The sequence below is a fragment of the Flagellimonas chongwuensis genome (genome assembly GCF_013376415.1).
GTDB classification, from domain to species: domain Bacteria; phylum Bacteroidota; class Bacteroidia; order Flavobacteriales; family Flavobacteriaceae; genus Flagellimonas; species Flagellimonas chongwuensis.
In genome coordinates, this window is sequence record NZ_WYET01000004.1 from 310,359 (window position 1) to 327,158 (window position 16,800).

The following is a 16,800-nucleotide window of genomic DNA, read 5'->3' on the forward strand; positions in this document are numbered from 1 at the left end:
TTGAAAATACTTGACCAGTATATACTAAGAAGATTTCTTTACAACTTCTTCAGTTCCTTTTTCATACTGATTGTTATATTCATCTTTCAGGGAATATGGCTGTTCATTGATGATTTGGCGGGAAAGGGACTGGGCATGGTAATTATTGGCAAGTTTATTTTCTACTTTATTCCCACCTTGGTGGACAAGGTTTTACCACTTACGGTACTGCTCTCCTCAATCCTTACCTTTGGTACTTTTGCGGAAAACTATGAGTTCGCCGCCATGAAAGCATCTGGGATATCCCTACAAAGGGGAATGCGTAGCCTAATCGTATTTGTATTGTTCCTTGGATTGGTAACTTTCTTTTTTGCAAATGATGTCATCCCTAAATCCGAACAAAAAATGTTCAACCTTAGACGGAACATTGCCAAGGTAAAGCCAGCCGCAGCAATTACCGAGGGGGTTTTTAGCGATTTTGAAGGGACCGGACAGGGAATGAACATCAAAGTGGACAAAAAGTATGGCGAACAGGATCGTTTTTTGGACAATGTAATCATCCACAAGAAGACAGACCAGAACATCAATAATACGGTTATTAAAGCCAAAGCCGGCGAACTGATCAGTAGCGAGGAATCCGACATTATCCAATTGGTTCTCAAAGACGGTAACTATTACGAAGAAATCGTAAAAAAGGACTCAAGGGAAAAGCGAAAACAGCCCTTTGCAAAGTCCAATTTTGATACCTACACCATCAATATTGATATTTCGGAACTCAACGATCAGGACTTGGAAGAGGATCAGAATATCACCACCAATAAAATGAAAAATGTTGGCCGCCTGATCAAGGACATCGATTCCCTACGGGAAAACAATCTGGAAAAAGTAACGGCGTTTTCCAAAAACGTGGTGAACCGCATGGGAGCCTTTCCTGTTAAGGCACCCATAGACACTACAACCCAGAAGCTAGAACTTTTAAAGGCAAAGGACACCATTCAAAGGGATTCCATTAAAAGTATTGACCAATTTGTCTCCAATTTGGAACAGTGGGAGCAGATTCAAGTCATGAAAAAAGCTCTGAACGAGGTTTCCAGTATCATAAATACGGTAGATTCCAAAAAAGATGAACTCCAGAACCGATATAAATTTTACAACAGCCATATATTGTCGTTGCATCAAAAATACGCGCTTGCACTTTCGTGCATTATCCTATTTTTTGTGGGGGCACCTTTGGGAGCCATCATCCGTAAAGGCGGATTGGGGCTGCCCATGGTAGTGGCAATTATCTTATTTTTGACCTATTACTTTATTGGCGTATTTGCCGGTAATTATGCCAAGGAAGGAAACATTCACCCAGCTATTGGAGCTTGGCTGCCCACTATGATCATGCTGCCGTTGGGCATTTCGCTGACCAGAAGGGCCACAGCAGACAAAGGATTAGTAGGGTTTGGTCATTTTATAGACCGTATCAAATCATTATTCAAAAGGAAAGAAAAAGAAGCTGAAGACCAATGATTGCTAAGGATAAGAAAGTACAACTGAACGCCATAGAAGAAGCCATTGCCGATATTAGAGACGGTAAGGTAATTATAGTAGTGGATGATGAGAACAGGGAGAACGAAGGTGATTTTATTGCCGCAGCCGAGAAGGTAACCCCCGAAATGATCAATTTTATGGCTATGCATGGCCGTGGTCTTATCTGCGCACCACTTACGGAGGACAGGTGTGAAGAACTGGAATTGAACATGATGGTGCAGAACAATACCGTACTTCATCAAACCCAGTTTACCGTATCCGTTGACTTATTGGGCTACGGTTGCACCACCGGGATTTCCGTGCACGATCGATCTAAGACTATAGCTGCTCTGGTAAATAAGGACATCAAACCCCATGAACTGGGGAAACCAGGGCATATTTTTCCGTTAAGGGCCAAAAATGGAGGTGTTCTACGCCGTTCCGGCCATACTGAAGCTGCAATTGATTTTGCTCGTTTGGCAGGATTGGAGCCTGCGGGTATCTTGGTAGAAATATTGAATGAGGACGGAACAATGGCCCGTTTGCCGCAACTGCTGAAAGTGGCTGAAAAGTTTGACCTTAAAATTGTTTCCATTGAGGATTTAATTGCATATCGAATGGAACACGATAGCTTGATTGAACTTAAAGAAGCTTTTACCATACAAACGAGGTTTGGTGAATTCCGCTTGCGAGCTTACAAACAAACTACGAACGATCAAGTCCATATTGCACTGTTAAAGGGAAACTGGAAAACAGGGGAACCTGTGTTGACGCGTATCAACTCAACCTTGGTGAACAATGACATTCTTGGCACCCTGACCAATAATCCGGACGAGACGCTTCAACAGATGTTCGATGCACTGAACAAAGAGGAAAAGAGTGCCATGATTTTCATTAATCAGGGAAATCAATCCATGAACTTATTGAACAGGCTATCGGAATTTAAAAAGCTACAGGGCGACGGCATCACCAAAGCTCCTAAAATTGAAATGGACAATAAGGACTTCGGAATTGGGGCCCAAATTCTGCACGATATCAATATCTCCAAAATTAGATTATTGACGAACTCCGGCCAAACAAAGCGTGTGGGCATGGTTGGCTACGGTCTTGAAATTGTGGAATACGTAAACTATTGACAAAACGGTCTCTCTGATGATATCAGATAGATGATTTTATCGCGTCCACCATTTTTTTGGCTCGCTCGGCCACTTCCTCCTCGGACCATCCCAGTTTGATAAGGCAAGAAATATTTCTGGACATCCATTTGTCGGATTCCAAAAAATCGGCTTTGCTATAATCGGGCAAGGCTTCAAGCACATCTTTCGGTAATTTTCCCAAAGACTTTTTCTGGGTCAAATGCTCCCATTTTTTATAATAATGCCAGTTATTGTCGTACCAATAAAAACAACCATCCACTCCAGATTCAATCAATTCTTGATGAGTCACTTGGGCCAATTCTTCTGTAGGCATGAAAAAGTTTAGAAATGAATAGTTCTCCTCTCCCCCATCTGGAACAGTCCTAAAAACAACCTCGGAAATATCGGATAAAGCATCTCTTAAAATGGTATAATTCCGCTTTTGAATGGCCAAAAACTCATCCAAACGAGCTAATTGGGCAACGCCGACAGCGGCATTCATTTCGGAGATTCTAAAATTATATCCTAAAAACGGGTGTTCCTCGGCCCCTCTATTGTTGCCAATATGGTCATGGCCATGGTCCGAGTATTGATGGGCATTTTCGTAATAACCCTTGTTGTCCGTGATTATGGCTCCACCTTCTCCACAAGTAATGGTTTTTACATAGTCAAAAGAAAAACAGCCCAAACCACCAATGCTTCCCAATGGTTTTCCATTGTAGGTGCCTCCTATGGCCTGACAGGCATCTTCCAGCAACAACAGGCCATGATTGTCACAAATGGCTTTTAATGCATCCAAATCGGCCATAGAGCCGCACATATGTACGGGCATCACCACTTTGGTCCTGGATGTAATGGCTTTTTCTACCGCTTCGGGTTTCAAGGTAAGGGTGTCATCAATATCGACCAAAATAGGTACTGCTCCCAAAGTGAGAATGGACTCAAAACTAGCTACAAAGGTAAAGGTGGGCATAATCACTTCATCCCCAGCTCCAATACCTGCACTGGCCAAAGCCACTGTCAATGCGGCAGTTCCGCTACTTACTGCATGGACATACTTGGATTGCATGCGTTGGGACAGACCTGTTTCGAGTTCTTTGGTTTTCCAATATCCGTTGCGCATACCATCAAACCCGTAGCGCATGAGCACCCCGGAGTCCATTACATCTTGTACTTCTTTTCTTTCCTTATCTCCAAAGAGTTCAAATCCTGGCATAGTAAATCTTAATTTAAAAGAACCATAGTTTGATGGCCATCAAAACTACGGCGATCACTAAAAATGTTTTTATAAATCCATCTCCCTTTTTCACGGAAAACCTACTGGCAAACCATGCTCCCGACCCATTTCCAATAGCAAGAACAAGGCCCATTTTCCAATCCACTTTATCGTTCAAAACAAAAACCACCAATGCGGCCAACATATAAACAAAAACCACGGCCACTTTGGTAGCATTGGACCTTACTAGATTCATTTGATTAAAATAATGCAAAAACAGCATCATTAAAAATCCAAGACCCGCATTGATAAAGCCCCCATAGATACCAAAAAAGAAGAATACCACAAGAGCTATCCAAAGATATTTGCCCGTCAGTCGTTCTTGCATCTCGTCCACCCTCATTTTGGGCTTAAAAATGATGATAAGTACTACGGCAATCATCACTATGGCCAAAATTCTATTAAAGGTTTCCCCATCTATGTCCACCGCAATGTATGCACCTATTATAGCTCCCAAAAAAGCCGATATCCCCAAATAAATATTAAAAGGATATGTAGAGATTCCTTTGCTCTTGAAGCCTGCTGTACCCATCGCTGTTTGAATGACAATGGCCACCCTATTGGTACCGTTGGCAACTGCCGGCGGTAGACCCAAAAAGATTAAAGTGGGCAGTGACAGTAGCGACCCACCCCCTGCTACGGTGTTAATGAACCCTACGGCAAAACCAACAGCAATCAATAAGAAATAATGGTACCACTCGAGCATAAAAACAAAGGTATGACCATTGTTTTGAACGGCATATAGAATTGGTGAACTTTAGTAAAATTGAGAATCATCAAAAACAGGCAATAAAGAATGCTTTTAATTTGCCGAAAACATAATTTAATAGCCTTCAAAATGTTAATTTTTTAAAAATCATTACATTTGATTTAACCTTAAATACAATCTCATGAAAAAAATCGCATTATTTACACTAGCCGTATTTTTTGGATTAACCTGTGTACAAGCACAAGGTGATTTTAAAGCAGGAATCCATGCAGGTCTTCCCATCGGGGATGCCGGAGACTTATCGACATTTGCAATTGCCGTGGAATTAGGCTACTTGTTCGATGTATCCGATGAGTTCCAAGCTGGCCCGACTTTGGGTTATTCACATTCTTTCGGTGACGAAATAGACACTGGTTTTGGAACCATCGATGTTGATGACGTCCAGTTCCTACCCATTGCCGCGGCAGGTCGTTTTAGTGTTTCCGATGAATTCTCGCTAGGCGCAGACCTTGGCTATGCCCTTGGAATAAGTGATGGCAACGATGGTGGATTTTATTATGCACCAAGAGCCGCATATTCCATAACCGAGATGATGGACATTGTGCTAGCTTACAGAGGGTAGCCCTAGATGGAGGCAGTTGGGACATTATCTCCTTAGGATTAGAGTTTGACATTAATTAAAACCCACCTATCCTTAAAACACTATCCGATGTGCTCCAACAGGTACATCGGATTTTTATTTTTATACAACAATAAACCAAAAAGGTCTTTTGGGATAAGAAAAAGCTTTATATATTTGCACCCGCTTAGGAGGAATGGCAGAGTGGTCGAATGCGGCAGTCTTGAAAACTGTTGAGGGTCACACCTCCGGGGGTTCGAATCCCTCTTCCTCCGCAAAAAACCCGCAACATTTGTTGCGGGTTTTTGTTTTTAATGATAGCAATAACTGAATTATTCTTGTTGATTGGAGGAATGGTTGGTTTCAAAAGGACTACAAATTTGTTCGGTGTAATATAAAAAACCATTGGAGGACATTCCTTCAATTATAATCTTTACCTCTCGTTGTTCATTTAAAGGAACTGTAATTGAATATGGGACGTCTGAGTTTATCTCAAATTGACTTTCCCACCAAATGGCACCATATTTTTGATATAACAACGAATCATAATCTGGATAATTTGGAGCAAAATAGGCTTGTGCCCTACTGAATCCTTTTGGCACAGTAATGCTTGTGAACCGGTTCCTTCCGTATAATCCATCATAATCAGACCGTAACGACAGGGAAATAAATGGTCCTTGATGAGGAGCTACATACCTATTATAAACCATCGATTTTACCATGGAAAGGGGCATGGACATAAGTTGTCCCGAATCAACCGGAAGTCCTTCGATTAAAACAGGTACTGGGGCTAGATAAGGAGGATCGGGAACATAAACACCAATACCTCCAATTTTTCTATTGAGACGTGTTTGAAATCCCAATTTCCGAATGTAGTTTATAAGACTTGGATAACGGTTCACGGTTGCTTTATCAATTAGTCTCATTTCAATTTCTGGAGTTATTTGAAACTTTGTAGTTTCCTTTGCCCTTTCCGAAACCACCACTTCATCCAGAGATATGATTCCATCCGTAAGATCAAAACTCTCATTCACTCTTAATTGCGAAACCCCTGATTTAAACCGGTCCGCTTTGCTCAACCATTTGGTATAATCAAAAGTATCTGCATTGTTATCATAAAAATAGAGTTCCGCTTTTGGTTTTCTAAGTTTTCCTTTGTGGTTCAGTACGCTGATCATTATGGAATCCCCCTCAAACAAAGGCAGGCTTCCTTCAAAATTCTTGTTGGTTGAGAGCTCAAAAAAATTGACTGTACCCAATGCTTGGGAAAACAACGAAACTTGTTTTTCGTTTTCGAGGTCGGCATCCAAAATCTTACCGTTGAAAGCAATGTCCTCTTCATGTTTGTAAGTGCTATTTTTAGCATTTCCTGCTCTGATATACTGGTCAAACATTTCGGTCCCTTCCATAAGTAATCTGGTGTCCATTTGATAATCCCTTGAACGTTTATTGTCATCAAAAAAATAGCGGCCTTCAATACGTTTATGGAGATAAGGCTGAATCAAAAAAGAAGAGGCTATAGAATTATCAGGGAAATATGCATTTGATTCAGCAGGTAAAACCGACAAACTTAAATTGGCCATTTGATGTCCCTGAGGAAGTATCATATCTATCTGTAAGGAATCTTGAGCTTTGTTTAAACAATAGCTTACATCTACAGAACCTACCCTTTCCTTCAAATTCTGTCTATTAAAAAAAATACGTTGTGAAATGGGTTTCATAGTTTCATCCAAAATCACCGCTGTATTGATTCCGCCGGGGATTTGATTGCGATTTACGGAAATGGGTCTGCTATCTCCATCAAGCTCATAACGATAAACATAATTTCCGTTGACATGGTTATAAATAGCCATAGAAAATTTCTCGTTATTTAAAATAGATTTAGACCGTTTGGAGTTTAGTACAACAACATCCTTCGCTGTATTATCGATGCTTATTCCTACTCCATGGTGTAGTTTAACTTCCAGCTCCTTGGTGGTCCTAAGACCGTTTGGATGTTGTAATTTCAAAAAATAGGTTTCGGTTGAGTTGGCAAAAAAACCAAATCTTCCTTGCCCTAATTGGTTTGTTTGAATGTTAGATTGTATTCGTTCACCTTTTCCCGTAATCAGCTCTATTTCATTGGTCTTTATTGGTGGTAAGGTTTGGTTAAAAATCTTGAAGCCGACATTATTGAATGTGTTCGCTACAATTTGTTGCCCTTCGGGATAAACTAAAACAGTAATGCCACCTTTGTTCTTTGATTCTGATTGTTCCGCTACTCCAATGATTTCTATATTTTGAAGAAAAGGAGCAGTAAACTCAAAATTCTTCATATAGTTGGTCCAGGCCATTATGGTATATGAATCCTTAACAAAAGTTGAATCAACTTTAAAATCACCAAAAGAAACACCATTGCGTACTAAAAACATCTTTTTTGTTAGCATGCTTCCATCTTTTGAAAAAATTCCTACATGTAGGTTTTTCGTGGCCAAGGATGGTAAATGTTGATTCTGATTTTGAACATATGCCTTGAACCATATGTGCTCTCCCTTTAAAAAGACCGTTTTATTCAATTGTAGGTGGATATTTTCAAGTAAATGCAGACCTTCCGTCCCTTTGACTGCCCGTTCCTGTGCAAGGGCAACAATTGACAGAATAAAAAAGAGAAGGGATATAACTATGTTTTGAATACGGTACACTGTAAATAAAGGTAAGACATTACCGCTGGATACCAAACAGTTAAACATCATTCGGAAAAGAATTATGCAATACGTTTTGTTTAAATAAGAACAATATTATCCTATATTTTTTATTTGGGGTGAATATTCAATTTACCGCATAGATGCTTAAATTTAACCGTGATGAAAAGTGAAAAAGAACTTAAAATAAGATGCTGGATAGATATTGACGGCAAAAAGTTTTTTGGCCCTGGGCGAGCCCAACTATTAATAATGATTGACAAAAACGGTTCCCTGTCCAAAGCGGCCAAGGAAATGGGAATGTCCTATCGTAAAGCATGGGCAATGGTCGAAGACATGAACCAACGAGGTCGACAACCCTATGTAGAACTCCACAAAGGCGGCATACAAGGTGGTGGTGCGGAATTAACCGAGGCTGGCAAAAAAGCACTTTCCACCTTTCAAAAAATGAATGATAAAATCACTGAAACCGTTCAGCAGCATACGGATGAAATGTTGGGGATGATTTAAATCTTGATATCAAAACCGTGAAGTAAAATCAGACGGAAACCCACGTAGAGTACCAAAATACTGGTAAGCACACCCAAAAACTTCAGGTTGAACTTCTTGTTTGATAGATAAGAACCGATACTCCCTCCTATTACCACGGCAACAATAAGCTGTAGCATCAATTCATTGTTCAGTTTAAAGGTGCCTGCCACGTTGAGACCTATAAGCCCAGAAATAGAATTCACCAAAATAAAAACAGAGGCCAGCGAGGCCACTACTCTCGGATTTTCCCACTTCAATAGATTAAGGACTGGCGACAAAAAGATGCCTCCACCTATTCCAGAAATTCCAGAAAGCAAGCCGATACCACCACCAAGCAGTGATTTTTTCGGATTAGAAAATTTCTTTGAGTCCAATTTTTTCTTCGCAAAGCGAAGCAACATAAAAACTCCTGCTAAAATCAATGCGCTTCCTAATACCAGAAAAAATACGGTTTGCGATAAGCGGATTTGTGCACCTAGATAAGCAAATGGGATACTCACCACCAAAAACGGCCAGAATAACTTCATATCAAACACCCGGTTCCGAATAAAAACTATAGTGCCTATGGTCACCACGCAAATATTTAAAATGAGGGCTGTGGAACGGATTTCATAAAAATCGGTCAGGAAAAGGCTTAAAATGGCCAAATAACTGGAGCCGCCACCAAATCCAACAGAGCTATAGAACAGCGCAATCAAAAAGAAGACTATGGGTAAATATTCAACTGTCATCAATTATTAAATTAGTTTACACCTTACCAAATCACCTTCTTTCAATACCTCGCCATCATCCACAAAAGCAAGTGCGTTGCCTTTGGCCATGGATTGAATCATGGAAGACCCCTGTCCATCAAGAATCTCTACTTTTCCTTCAACGATAGCAGCTTTTAGAAAGGATGGTCGCCCAAAACGGTTTTCATACCCATGTTTTATTGGGAATTGATAAGTAGTCAAACCTACGTTCTCATATCCCGATAACTTTTGGAGCAACGGAAGCACGTACACATAAAAACAGGTCAATGAAGATGCTGGATTCCCGGGCAAGGCAAACACAAACTGATTACCTTTCCTCCCAAAATATAATGGCTTACCTGGTTTTTGAAAGACCTTGTAAAACAATTCGTTAACTCCATTTTCTTCGAGGGATTGTTTTACAAAATCGTAATCCCCAACCGATATTCCTCCAGAAATAATCAATACATCACAAGAGTCCAATGCCGTTTTGATGCCTGCTTTTGTGGCCTCAAAATCATCTTGTATCTGAGTTTTTTGATGATGCTGAAACCCAAATTGCTGAAGTGCCCCAGAAATCGCGTAGCTGTTGGATTCGTATATCTGTCCTTCGGTTTTGGGTTCTCCCGGTTTTACGAGTTCATTTCCCGTGGTGATTATATTGACTTGTGGTTTAGAAAAAACGTCCAATTGCGATAATCCCAAACTGCCCATCAAAGCTAATGATGGTGGATTCAAAACGTGTCGTTTTTCAAATACGGCTTGCCCTTCGGTCAACTGACCGCCTTTTTTTCGAATGTTCTGACCAGTTTTGGGCATTTCATCAAGAAGTAACGTCTTGTCTTTGGCAGATGTTTTCTCCTGCATCATTACAGCAGTAGTGTTTTGGGGTACCTTGGCACCCGTAAAAATCCGAACCGCTTCGCCATCTTGCAATGAAACTTCCTTGGAATCGCCAGCAGCGACCTCACCTACTAATCGGTATTCCTGATAAAGTCCGCAAAGCGCATAACCGTCCATCGCGGAATTATCAAACTCGGGCACATCAAAAGGAGCTGTCGTATTTGTTGAAAGTGCATAACCCAATGCCTCATTTAGAGGTTTTGATTCACTTTTTAAACTGATTTTTTGATCCTGAATGCTTCGAAGTGCTTCTTCAATTGTAACCATTAGCCTCCTATTGAAATCATTGAACGGTTTTGCTCGTAGTGGTCGGCGTCCATTTTAACATCCATGCCATCACGGGAATGCTTTTTGGATTTTATCGCCTCCAAAATGGTGTTTTCAATTTGTTCTCCATTGCGAAGTGGGGTCAACAAATCGGTTTCTGAGGTGGCAAACAGACAGTTTTTCATCTTACCATCAGCAGTTAAACGAATACGGTTGCACTCATCACAAAACGGGTTGGTAATCGTACTTACAATGCCAAAACTGCCCTTGTGGCCCTTCACTCTAAAATTGGTGGAGGTACTGTGCATTGGAGTGTCAAGTGTTTCGATTTCCCCAAATTTATCGCCAACGGTCTTTAATATTTCTTCTTTGGAAACTACCTTGCTCCAGTCCCATTTGTTGCCCTTAAATGGCATAAACTCTATAAACTTGGGGGTAATATTTTTATCCTTGGTCAAGGCAATAAAATCATTGATTTCCTTGTCGTTCACACCTTTGATCAGCACAATATTGAGCTTGATGTCCATATCCATGTCCAAGGCCATATTCAAGTTTCGCATAATGCGCTCATAATAATCCCGCTTGGTGATGAAAATGGATTTGGCCTTGTCCAAGGTATCCAAACTAAAATTGATTTTGCGCAGCCCAATTTTGTCGAACAGGTCTAGATATTTGTCAAGTACAATTCCGTTGGTGGTCAATTTTAGGGTCACGCCCAATTTGGCCAGCTCTTCGACCAAAAAACCGAAATTCTTCCGAACCAAAGGTTCGCCGCCCGTCAACCGTACCGTATCCACGCCCAAATCCCGAAACGTCCGTGTCATTTCAATGATTTCCTCCAGCGTCATGATACTCGGCTTTTCCATCAACTCAATACCTTCTTCGGGCATGCAGTAAAAGCACCGCAGGTTGCATCGGTCCGTCAATGAAATACGCAGATAGGTATGTGGCCTACCGAAATTGTCTATTACTTGTGGTTTTTTGTCAATCATGTCTTTTTCCTTCTATCACTTTGAATGCATGCAGCACGTGCGGGAAAATCGCATCCATGGATTCCGCTGCTCCTTTAGTAGAGCCCGGCAGTGCCAATATCAATTTACCGTCCTTGATGCCCGCGATGGAACGCGAGAACATCGCATACGGCATCCGATTTTGCCCATAGCTACGCATTTGTTCTTCTACTCCTTTAAGTTTGATGTCCAACAAGGGCTCCAAGGTCTGTGGGGTGACATCTCGTGGCCCCACACCCGTTCCTCCCGTAAAAATCAGTAGGTCTGCAGTGGTGTTTTCCACTTTTTTGATGATTTCCTCTGCCTCATCGGGAATGATGCTTTTTTGGGATGGCACACCCAGAGACTTCAATTTCTCAATGATAGCCTCTCCTGCCCTATCCTCGCCTTTTCCTTTGGAAATGGTATCGGAACAAACAACAACATCGGCAGTCAACCCTTCCGAATTGATTTTATAGGAAGATTTCCCTCCTTTTTTGGATTTAAGGCGAATAATGCCGATTTCCACATTTTTGTCAATCGGTTTTAGCATATCGTACATGGTAAGGGCCACAACACTTGCTCCGTGCATCGCCTCTACCTCTACCCCTGTTTTGTAAATGGTCTTTACCGTCATGGAAATGGTAATGTCCAAACCGTCAATTTCATAATCGATGCCCGTATATTCAATGGGTAACGGATGACAATCGGGCAATAGGTCCGGCGTTTTTTTGACGCCAAACAAGCCGGCTGCCTTGGCCATTTCAAACACATTCCCTTTGGGAACTTCGTTGTTTTTGATAGCATCAATTGTAGCTTGGCTACTTGTTTTTACTATAGCTTCTGCGGTAGCTTCCCGCAAAGTGGTCACTTTATGTGTAATGTCTACCATTTACTTATTTACTTTCCATTGATGGGTTTCGTCCTCAAAAATCTCTTTGCCAAAAACGGGTACTTTCGCTTTGATTTCCTCTACCAAAAAGTTGGTGGCCTCTATGGCTATCTTTCTATGCGCCGATGATGTGAACACGAACAGACACAACTCTCCAACATTTACTTTACCCAAACTGTGATACACATGGGCACAGGTAATATCGAACTTAGTAAAGGTTGCTTCGCGTATTTCATGGAACACATTTTCCGCCATTTCCTCATAGGCAGTGTAATCAATAGCGGTGACGGTTTTGCCCTCCACTTCGTCTGCCCTGATTTGTCCCAAAAAAATACTGTGTGCGCCAATATTGGTCTTACTTTGGTGGTTGGCCACCGAAGTCGCTATTTTTTCGGGAGGAATCGCTCCTTGTACAAATACTTTTTTTGGTTTCTTTTTATCCATCAATAATTGTTTCTATGCCACCTTCCACGTTTTTCAAATTATGAAAGCCAAATTCATTTTTAAGGATTTCTATGGCGTTCTTGCTTCGCTTTCCTGATTGACAGAACACAAAAACCTCCTGATTATTGGGTATTTCTTGGTATCGCAATGTTAAATCACCCATGGGAATGCTCAGCACTTTTTTCCCTTTTGGCTTGGGCTGTTCGAACACTTCACGCACATCGAGGTACCACTGTTCTTTATTTTTTAAATCGCAATCAATATAAACAGGGGCTATCCCGTTCTTGCGGATTTTTTCCACTTCTTCGGGGCGCTTGTTTATGTTAATGGTCTGCTCGCTTGCCTGCATCATGTTGATGAGCTTTAGCTTACCTGATAGCACCTCACCCGCCCCCAAAATAATTTTAAGTACTTCCGCAGCCTGCAGTGTTCCCAAGATACCCGGCAACACTCCCAATACTCCCGTTGCCTCACAACTGATGTTCTGTCGTGTGCTTTTCGGGAACACGCAGCGATACGTTGGCCCATTCTTGAAATTGAAGACCGACAATTGCCCTTCATTTTTATAAATGGATGCAAAAACCCAAGGTTTATCAGTCAATATACAGGAATCGTTGATGAGGTACTTGGTTTCAAAATTGTCTGTACCATCCAATACAACATCGTATTGGTTGATGATGTTCTCTGCGTTCTCGATTGTCAATGGCTCTTCGTACACCTCATACTCTACCTCACTGTTTTGTTTTTCCAGTCGTTCCAAGGCGACAGTAGCCTTTGACCTTCCTACATCCGACTCTTGAAACAAAACTTGCCTATGCAGGTTGGACATATCGACCTTGTCATGGTCCATCAAACCAATTTTACCGACACCTGCACCCACCAAATACATCGCAGCAGGACAACCCAATCCCCCAACACCAACAAGCAACACTTTGGCATTGCGAAGTTTTTGCTGCCCTTCCAGGCCAACTTCCGTGAGTTTTATTTGTCTATCATATCTGCTCATCCTCCAGCGAACGGTGGCAACAGTGCCACTTCGTCTCCATCATTAATTGTTATGGTTTCATCCAAATTTTGGTTCACGGCTATCTGTACCGAATCTTTGTCCGCTATAGCCAATCCGATCAAACATTGTACTTTCAGCTCCGAAGCGGTAAGGGTTTCGTCTAGTTCCATGACTTCTTCCGACTTTGCAGCGGCTTCCGCCACCAAACCAAAATATTTTACGGTCACTTTCATGCTTCCATTTTCTTTAATTGTCGAACATCCTCTTCCGTATCCACATCAAACCCGCCTTTGTTAAAGGTTTCAGTACCATAGTCGAATTCTTTTGCGTAAATCAACTTTTTCGCTCCTTCGTCTCCTTCCAATTCCATCAACAATGGAAATGCGTCCTTGTTAAAAATAGCGGGTACTCCAATATTATCACCGTATTTGGAGTAGGTCGCTTTTGGTTTCTTGGTGAGTTGAGCTTGCACCAGTTTAATTAGGTTAGCGCGTTCCAAAAAGGGTTGGTCGGACACCAGAAACAACACATGGTCCAATCTATCTTCTTCCGCAATCACAGCCTCTAATCCAAGCTTGATACTAGACGCCATTCCTTCCTCCCAATCGGTGTTAATGACCACTTTAAAGCCGTTCGAATCGATTTTAGCCTGAATTTCTTCATTCTTAGACCCCAAAACCAAAATCTTGGTTTGAAAACCCAACCCAACAACTTCTTGCATTGTGTGCTCCAAAAGTGTTTTCCCTTTGAATTCAACCAACTGCTTTGGTCGACCTAAACGGGTAGAGCCACCTGCGGCCAAAACAACCACTGCTATGTTTTCTTCTGAACTCATAGGGTTATTTTTTGAAATTGATTTTCAGTGACATCATGAATCGGCTCGGTTTTCTGCTTTAAAGGTCGAGCTTCTTTTTTGGTCAACACACTTTGGATTTCGGCCAAAATGGATAATCCGATTTCTGCTGGGGTCTCTGCACCTATTTCCAACCCTACGGGCGCATGGATTTTGGCTAGATCTTCCTTTAACACTTCAATATCTTCATCCGCAAGCTCGTTAAGCATACGATTGTACTTTTTTAACGGTCCAAGGATGCCGATATAAGGTGTCTCTGCATTTCCAAGCAATAACTTGAGTACCGCTAGGTCATAATTATAATTATGGCTCATCAACACGAAACAAGTGCGTTGATCTATATTGATGTTTTTTAGTGTTTCTTCTGGTTTAGTTACAATTACTTCACATGACCCTACAAAACGTTTTTTGTTGGCGTGTGTTGGTCTGCCATCGGTAACGGTTACTTTCCATCCCAACAAATCAGCTTGTTGCGCCAATATCTGTGCATCATTCCCCGCTCCCACCAAAATCAATTTTACAGGAGGTTGATGGATTTGGATGAACACAAAATCTGTTTTCTCTTCCGTTGTGAGCTCTGCAAAACAAGATGCATTTTGATTGATGACCTCTCTACTTTTAACAAGCAAAGCTTGTTGTAAATCATCGGGAAGCTGCTCCACTGAAACTGCCTGATTTTCATCCGTAACCAAACTGGTTCCCAGTTGTTGTTGGGATTTATCCAAATTAAAAACAACAGACACCGCCATTGGAACTTCCTGTTCGGCAACAGTTCTCAATAGCTCACAGGGATTATGCCTATCGGTATAATTAATGGGCTCGAACAAGACTTGAATAATACCGTTACAGCCCAATTGTGCACCGATTACCGCATCATCCTCATCGCTGGTATCGTAGGTGACCAATTTGTTTTCCTGTAGGTCCAATGCAAAAAGTGCTTTTCTGAGCGCATCACCTTCCAAACAACCTCCACTAATAGCGCCGATAATGGTTCCAAACTCGTCCACCAACATGCGAGCGCCTGCCCTACGGTAGGATGAACCATCAACATGGACAACAGTAGCTAAAACACAGCGAATACCCTGTGATTTTAATTCTTGATACTGTGCAATGATGACATCCAACTCTCTCATACGGTAATCGTTTTTAGTTGGTTGACGGCTTTTTTGATTTCAGACAAGGCTTTTTCAATGTCTTCCGAAGAGGTGCTTCGCCCTGTACTGATACGAAGACTGGCCAAGGCTGTATCATCTTCAATTCCCATCGCTTTAAGCACGTGGGACGGATTTACTTGATTTGAAGTGCACGCGGAACCCCGAGAAACGGCCAAGGTGTTCAAATACCGAAGTAGCTTGGTGCCATCAATTGCTTTAAACGACACATTTGTGGTATTGGATAACCGTTCTTCATCCCGGCAATTAATGGTTGCTCCGTCTATGGTCAACAACCCCTCCTCCAATTTGTTTTGAAGACTTTTGAATCTTTGCTGATTCTCTACCAAGCTTTGATTCGCAATTTCACAAGCTGCACCAAAACCAACAATTCCAGGAACATTCAAAGTTCCTGGTCTGACTCCTTTTTCGTGGCTGCCACCGAAAAGATGTTTATCGATGGAAATATTATTGCTTTTATTTAAGTATAACGCACCAAGACCTTTGGGGCCATACAATTTGTGTGAAGAAAAAATAGCCATATCCATCCCCAAATCCTGTAAATCCACTGGAATTTTGCCCACTGCCTGTGTAATGTCGGACATCACAGAAATACTCTTGGCATGCACTATTTCAGTTATGGTTTTTATCGGATGAATCAACCCGGTTTCGTTGTTCGCCAGCATCATGCAAACCAAAATCGTGGAGGGTTTTATGGCCGCTTCCAATTCAATCAAGTCAATATTTCCTTGCCTGTCCACATCCAAATAGGTAACTTCAAAACCATCTGATTCCAATGCTTCCAAAGTATCTAAGACTGCTTTATGCTCTGTTTTGCAGGAAATTATATGATTCCCTTTATCGCTATTTCTTTTACAAAATCCGAACAAGGCCAGATTGGCGGCTTCCGTAGCTCCCGATGTAAACGTTATTTCGGTTGCCCTACAATTCACCAGTTTGGCAACTTGATTTCTAGCAGTTGCTACTGCGTCTTCAGCATGCCAACCAAAAGAATGGTCGCTGTTCGCATTGCCAAAATTTTGGGTAAAATACGGCAGCATGGCCTCCACTACCTTTGTGTCGGTGGGTGTGGTCGCATTATAATCCAAATATATTTT

General features: G+C 41.6%; 17 protein-coding genes and 1 tRNA gene. 5 read left to right on the forward strand and 13 right to left on the reverse strand.

The window, feature by feature from the left end; translation table 11 throughout:
• Both GUA46_RS08480 and ribB read left to right on the forward strand, forming a co-directional pair.
• Positions 1-1,494, forward strand: coding sequence for an LptF/LptG family permease (locus GUA46_RS08480; RefSeq protein WP_176620127.1), 1,494 nt, complete (start codon positions 1-3; stop codon positions 1,492-1,494).
• Complete coding sequence (gene ribB, locus GUA46_RS08485) at positions 1,491-2,630, forward strand: 3,4-dihydroxy-2-butanone-4-phosphate synthase (protein ID WP_176620128.1); 1,140 nt, start codon at positions 1,491-1,493, stop codon at positions 2,628-2,630. The genes GUA46_RS08480 and ribB overlap by 4 nt, the downstream gene beginning before the upstream one ends.
• Positions 2,631-2,652: 22 nt before the next feature.
• Here ribB and GUA46_RS08490 read toward each other — a convergent pair whose 3' ends face one another.
• Positions 2,653-3,846 carry a DegT/DnrJ/EryC1/StrS family aminotransferase gene (locus GUA46_RS08490; RefSeq protein WP_176620129.1) on the reverse strand — a complete coding sequence of 398 codons (1,194 nt, stop codon included), beginning with the start codon at positions 3,844-3,846 and terminating at the stop codon, positions 2,653-2,655.
• A 13-nt stretch (positions 3,847-3,859) separates the two neighbouring features.
• Positions 3,860-4,612 (reverse strand): sulfite exporter TauE/SafE family protein, encoded by a 753-nt coding sequence (locus tag GUA46_RS08495; protein WP_176620130.1) that lies wholly within the window; start codon positions 4,610-4,612, stop codon positions 3,860-3,862.
• 184 nt (positions 4,613-4,796) lie between these two features.
• Here GUA46_RS08495 and GUA46_RS08500 point away from each other — a divergent pair, with 184 nt between their 5' ends.
• Both GUA46_RS08500 and GUA46_RS08505 read left to right on the forward strand, forming a co-directional pair.
• Entirely contained in the window at positions 4,797-5,237 is a 441-nt protein-coding gene (locus GUA46_RS08500) for an outer membrane beta-barrel protein (RefSeq protein WP_176620131.1), read from the forward strand.
• Positions 5,238-5,424: 187 nt separating this feature from the next.
• Positions 5,425-5,509 (forward strand) — tRNA-Ser (locus GUA46_RS08505).
• Positions 5,510-5,566: 57 nt separating this feature from the next.
• On the opposite strand, the gene GUA46_RS08510 is transcribed toward GUA46_RS08505, so the two are convergent.
• Complete coding sequence (locus tag GUA46_RS08510) at positions 5,567-7,660, reverse strand: hypothetical protein (protein WP_176620132.1); 2,094 nt, start codon at positions 7,658-7,660, stop codon at positions 5,567-5,569.
• Between the two features lie 507 nt (positions 7,661-8,167).
• On the opposite strand from GUA46_RS08510, the gene GUA46_RS08515 reads away from it, so the two are divergent.
• A complete protein-coding gene (locus tag GUA46_RS08515) occupies positions 8,168-8,425 on the forward strand; it encodes a winged helix-turn-helix domain-containing protein (protein WP_229418473.1) in 258 nt (85 codons plus the stop codon).
• Here GUA46_RS08515 and GUA46_RS08520 read toward each other — a convergent pair.
• Genes GUA46_RS08520 through GUA46_RS08565 form a run of 10 tightly spaced genes read right to left on the reverse strand, consistent with a single transcriptional unit; the run spans position 8,422 to position 16,791 of the window.
• The gene (locus tag GUA46_RS08520; RefSeq protein WP_176620133.1) at positions 8,422-9,177 is read right to left on the reverse strand and encodes a sulfite exporter TauE/SafE family protein; all 756 of its coding nucleotides are present in this window, start codon (positions 9,175-9,177) and stop codon (positions 8,422-8,424) included. The two genes, GUA46_RS08515 and GUA46_RS08520, sit on opposite strands and share 4 nt — an antisense overlap.
• Positions 9,178-9,183: 6 nt before the next feature.
• A complete protein-coding gene (locus GUA46_RS08525) occupies positions 9,184-10,347 on the reverse strand; it encodes a molybdopterin molybdotransferase MoeA (protein ID WP_176620134.1) in 1,164 nt (387 codons plus the stop codon).
• Positions 10,347-11,339: a GTP 3',8-cyclase MoaA gene (moaA, locus tag GUA46_RS08530; protein WP_176620135.1), complete on the reverse strand. Its 993-nt coding sequence runs from the start codon at positions 11,337-11,339 to the stop codon at positions 10,347-10,349. The genes GUA46_RS08525 and moaA overlap by 1 nt, the downstream gene beginning before the upstream one ends.
• Entirely contained in the window at positions 11,332-12,228 is an 897-nt protein-coding gene (gene moaCB / locus GUA46_RS08535) for a bifunctional molybdenum cofactor biosynthesis protein MoaC/MoaB (protein ID WP_176620136.1), read from the reverse strand. The genes moaA and moaCB overlap by 8 nt, the downstream gene beginning before the upstream one ends.
• On the reverse strand, positions 12,229-12,672 hold the full coding sequence (locus GUA46_RS08540; RefSeq protein ID WP_176620137.1) for a molybdenum cofactor biosynthesis protein MoaE: 444 nt from the start codon (positions 12,670-12,672) through the stop codon (positions 12,229-12,231).
• Positions 12,665-13,678 (reverse strand): HesA/MoeB/ThiF family protein, encoded by a 1,014-nt coding sequence (locus GUA46_RS08545; RefSeq protein WP_176620138.1) that lies wholly within the window; start codon positions 13,676-13,678, stop codon positions 12,665-12,667. Before GUA46_RS08545 ends, GUA46_RS08540 begins: the two co-directional genes overlap by 8 nt.
• The gene (locus tag GUA46_RS08550) at positions 13,675-13,911 is read right to left on the reverse strand and encodes a MoaD/ThiS family protein (RefSeq protein WP_176620139.1); all 237 of its coding nucleotides are present in this window, start codon (positions 13,909-13,911) and stop codon (positions 13,675-13,677) included. Before GUA46_RS08550 ends, GUA46_RS08545 begins: the two co-directional genes overlap by 4 nt.
• Positions 13,908-14,513, reverse strand: a complete 606-nt coding sequence (locus tag GUA46_RS08555) for a nucleotidyltransferase family protein (RefSeq protein ID WP_176620140.1) — start codon at positions 14,511-14,513, stop codon at positions 13,908-13,910. The genes GUA46_RS08550 and GUA46_RS08555 overlap by 4 nt, the downstream gene beginning before the upstream one ends.
• On the reverse strand, positions 14,510-15,664 hold the full coding sequence (locus tag GUA46_RS08560; RefSeq protein ID WP_176620141.1) for an XdhC family protein: 1,155 nt from the start codon (positions 15,662-15,664) through the stop codon (positions 14,510-14,512). Before GUA46_RS08560 ends, GUA46_RS08555 begins: the two co-directional genes overlap by 4 nt.
• The gene (locus GUA46_RS08565; RefSeq protein WP_229418474.1) at positions 15,661-16,791 is read right to left on the reverse strand and encodes a cysteine desulfurase family protein; all 1,131 of its coding nucleotides are present in this window, start codon (positions 16,789-16,791) and stop codon (positions 15,661-15,663) included. Before GUA46_RS08565 ends, GUA46_RS08560 begins: the two co-directional genes overlap by 4 nt.
• Between the last annotated feature and the right edge of the window lie 9 nt (positions 16,792-16,800).

Bases quoted from the DNA above. Each gene is read 5' to 3' on its own strand.
- ribB (WP_176620128.1), top strand. From the start codon at position 1,491: ATGATTGCTAAGGATAAGAAAGTACAACTGAACGCCATAGAAGAAGCC.
- GUA46_RS08490 (WP_176620129.1), bottom strand. From the start codon at position 3,846: ATGCCAGGATTTGAACTCTTTGGAGATAAGGAAAGAAAAGAAGTACAA.
- GUA46_RS08495 (WP_176620130.1), bottom strand. From the start codon at position 4,612: ATGCTCGAGTGGTACCATTATTTCTTATTGATTGCTGTTGGTTTTGCC.
- GUA46_RS08500 (WP_176620131.1), top strand. From the start codon at position 4,797: ATGAAAAAAATCGCATTATTTACACTAGCCGTATTTTTTGGATTAACC.
- GUA46_RS08510 (WP_176620132.1), bottom strand. From the start codon at position 7,660: ATGCTAACAAAAAAGATGTTTTTAGTACGCAATGGTGTTTCTTTTGGT.
- GUA46_RS08515 (WP_229418473.1), top strand. From the start codon at position 8,168: ATGATTGACAAAAACGGTTCCCTGTCCAAAGCGGCCAAGGAAATGGGA.
- GUA46_RS08520 (WP_176620133.1), bottom strand. From the start codon at position 9,177: ATGACAGTTGAATATTTACCCATAGTCTTCTTTTTGATTGCGCTGTTC.
- GUA46_RS08525 (WP_176620134.1), bottom strand. From the start codon at position 10,347: ATGGTTACAATTGAAGAAGCACTTCGAAGCATTCAGGATCAAAAAATC.
- moaA (WP_176620135.1), bottom strand. From the start codon at position 11,339: ATGATTGACAAAAAACCACAAGTAATAGACAATTTCGGTAGGCCACAT.
- moaCB (WP_176620136.1), bottom strand. From the start codon at position 12,228: ATGGTAGACATTACACATAAAGTGACCACTTTGCGGGAAGCTACCGCA.
- GUA46_RS08540 (WP_176620137.1), bottom strand. From the start codon at position 12,672: ATGGATAAAAAGAAACCAAAAAAAGTATTTGTACAAGGAGCGATTCCT.
- GUA46_RS08545 (WP_176620138.1), bottom strand. From the start codon at position 13,678: ATGAGCAGATATGATAGACAAATAAAACTCACGGAAGTTGGCCTGGAA.
- GUA46_RS08550 (WP_176620139.1), bottom strand. From the start codon at position 13,911: ATGAAAGTGACCGTAAAATATTTTGGTTTGGTGGCGGAAGCCGCTGCA.
- GUA46_RS08555 (WP_176620140.1), bottom strand. From the start codon at position 14,513: ATGAGTTCAGAAGAAAACATAGCAGTGGTTGTTTTGGCCGCAGGTGGC.
- GUA46_RS08560 (WP_176620141.1), bottom strand. From the start codon at position 15,664: ATGAGAGAGTTGGATGTCATCATTGCACAGTATCAAGAATTAAAATCA.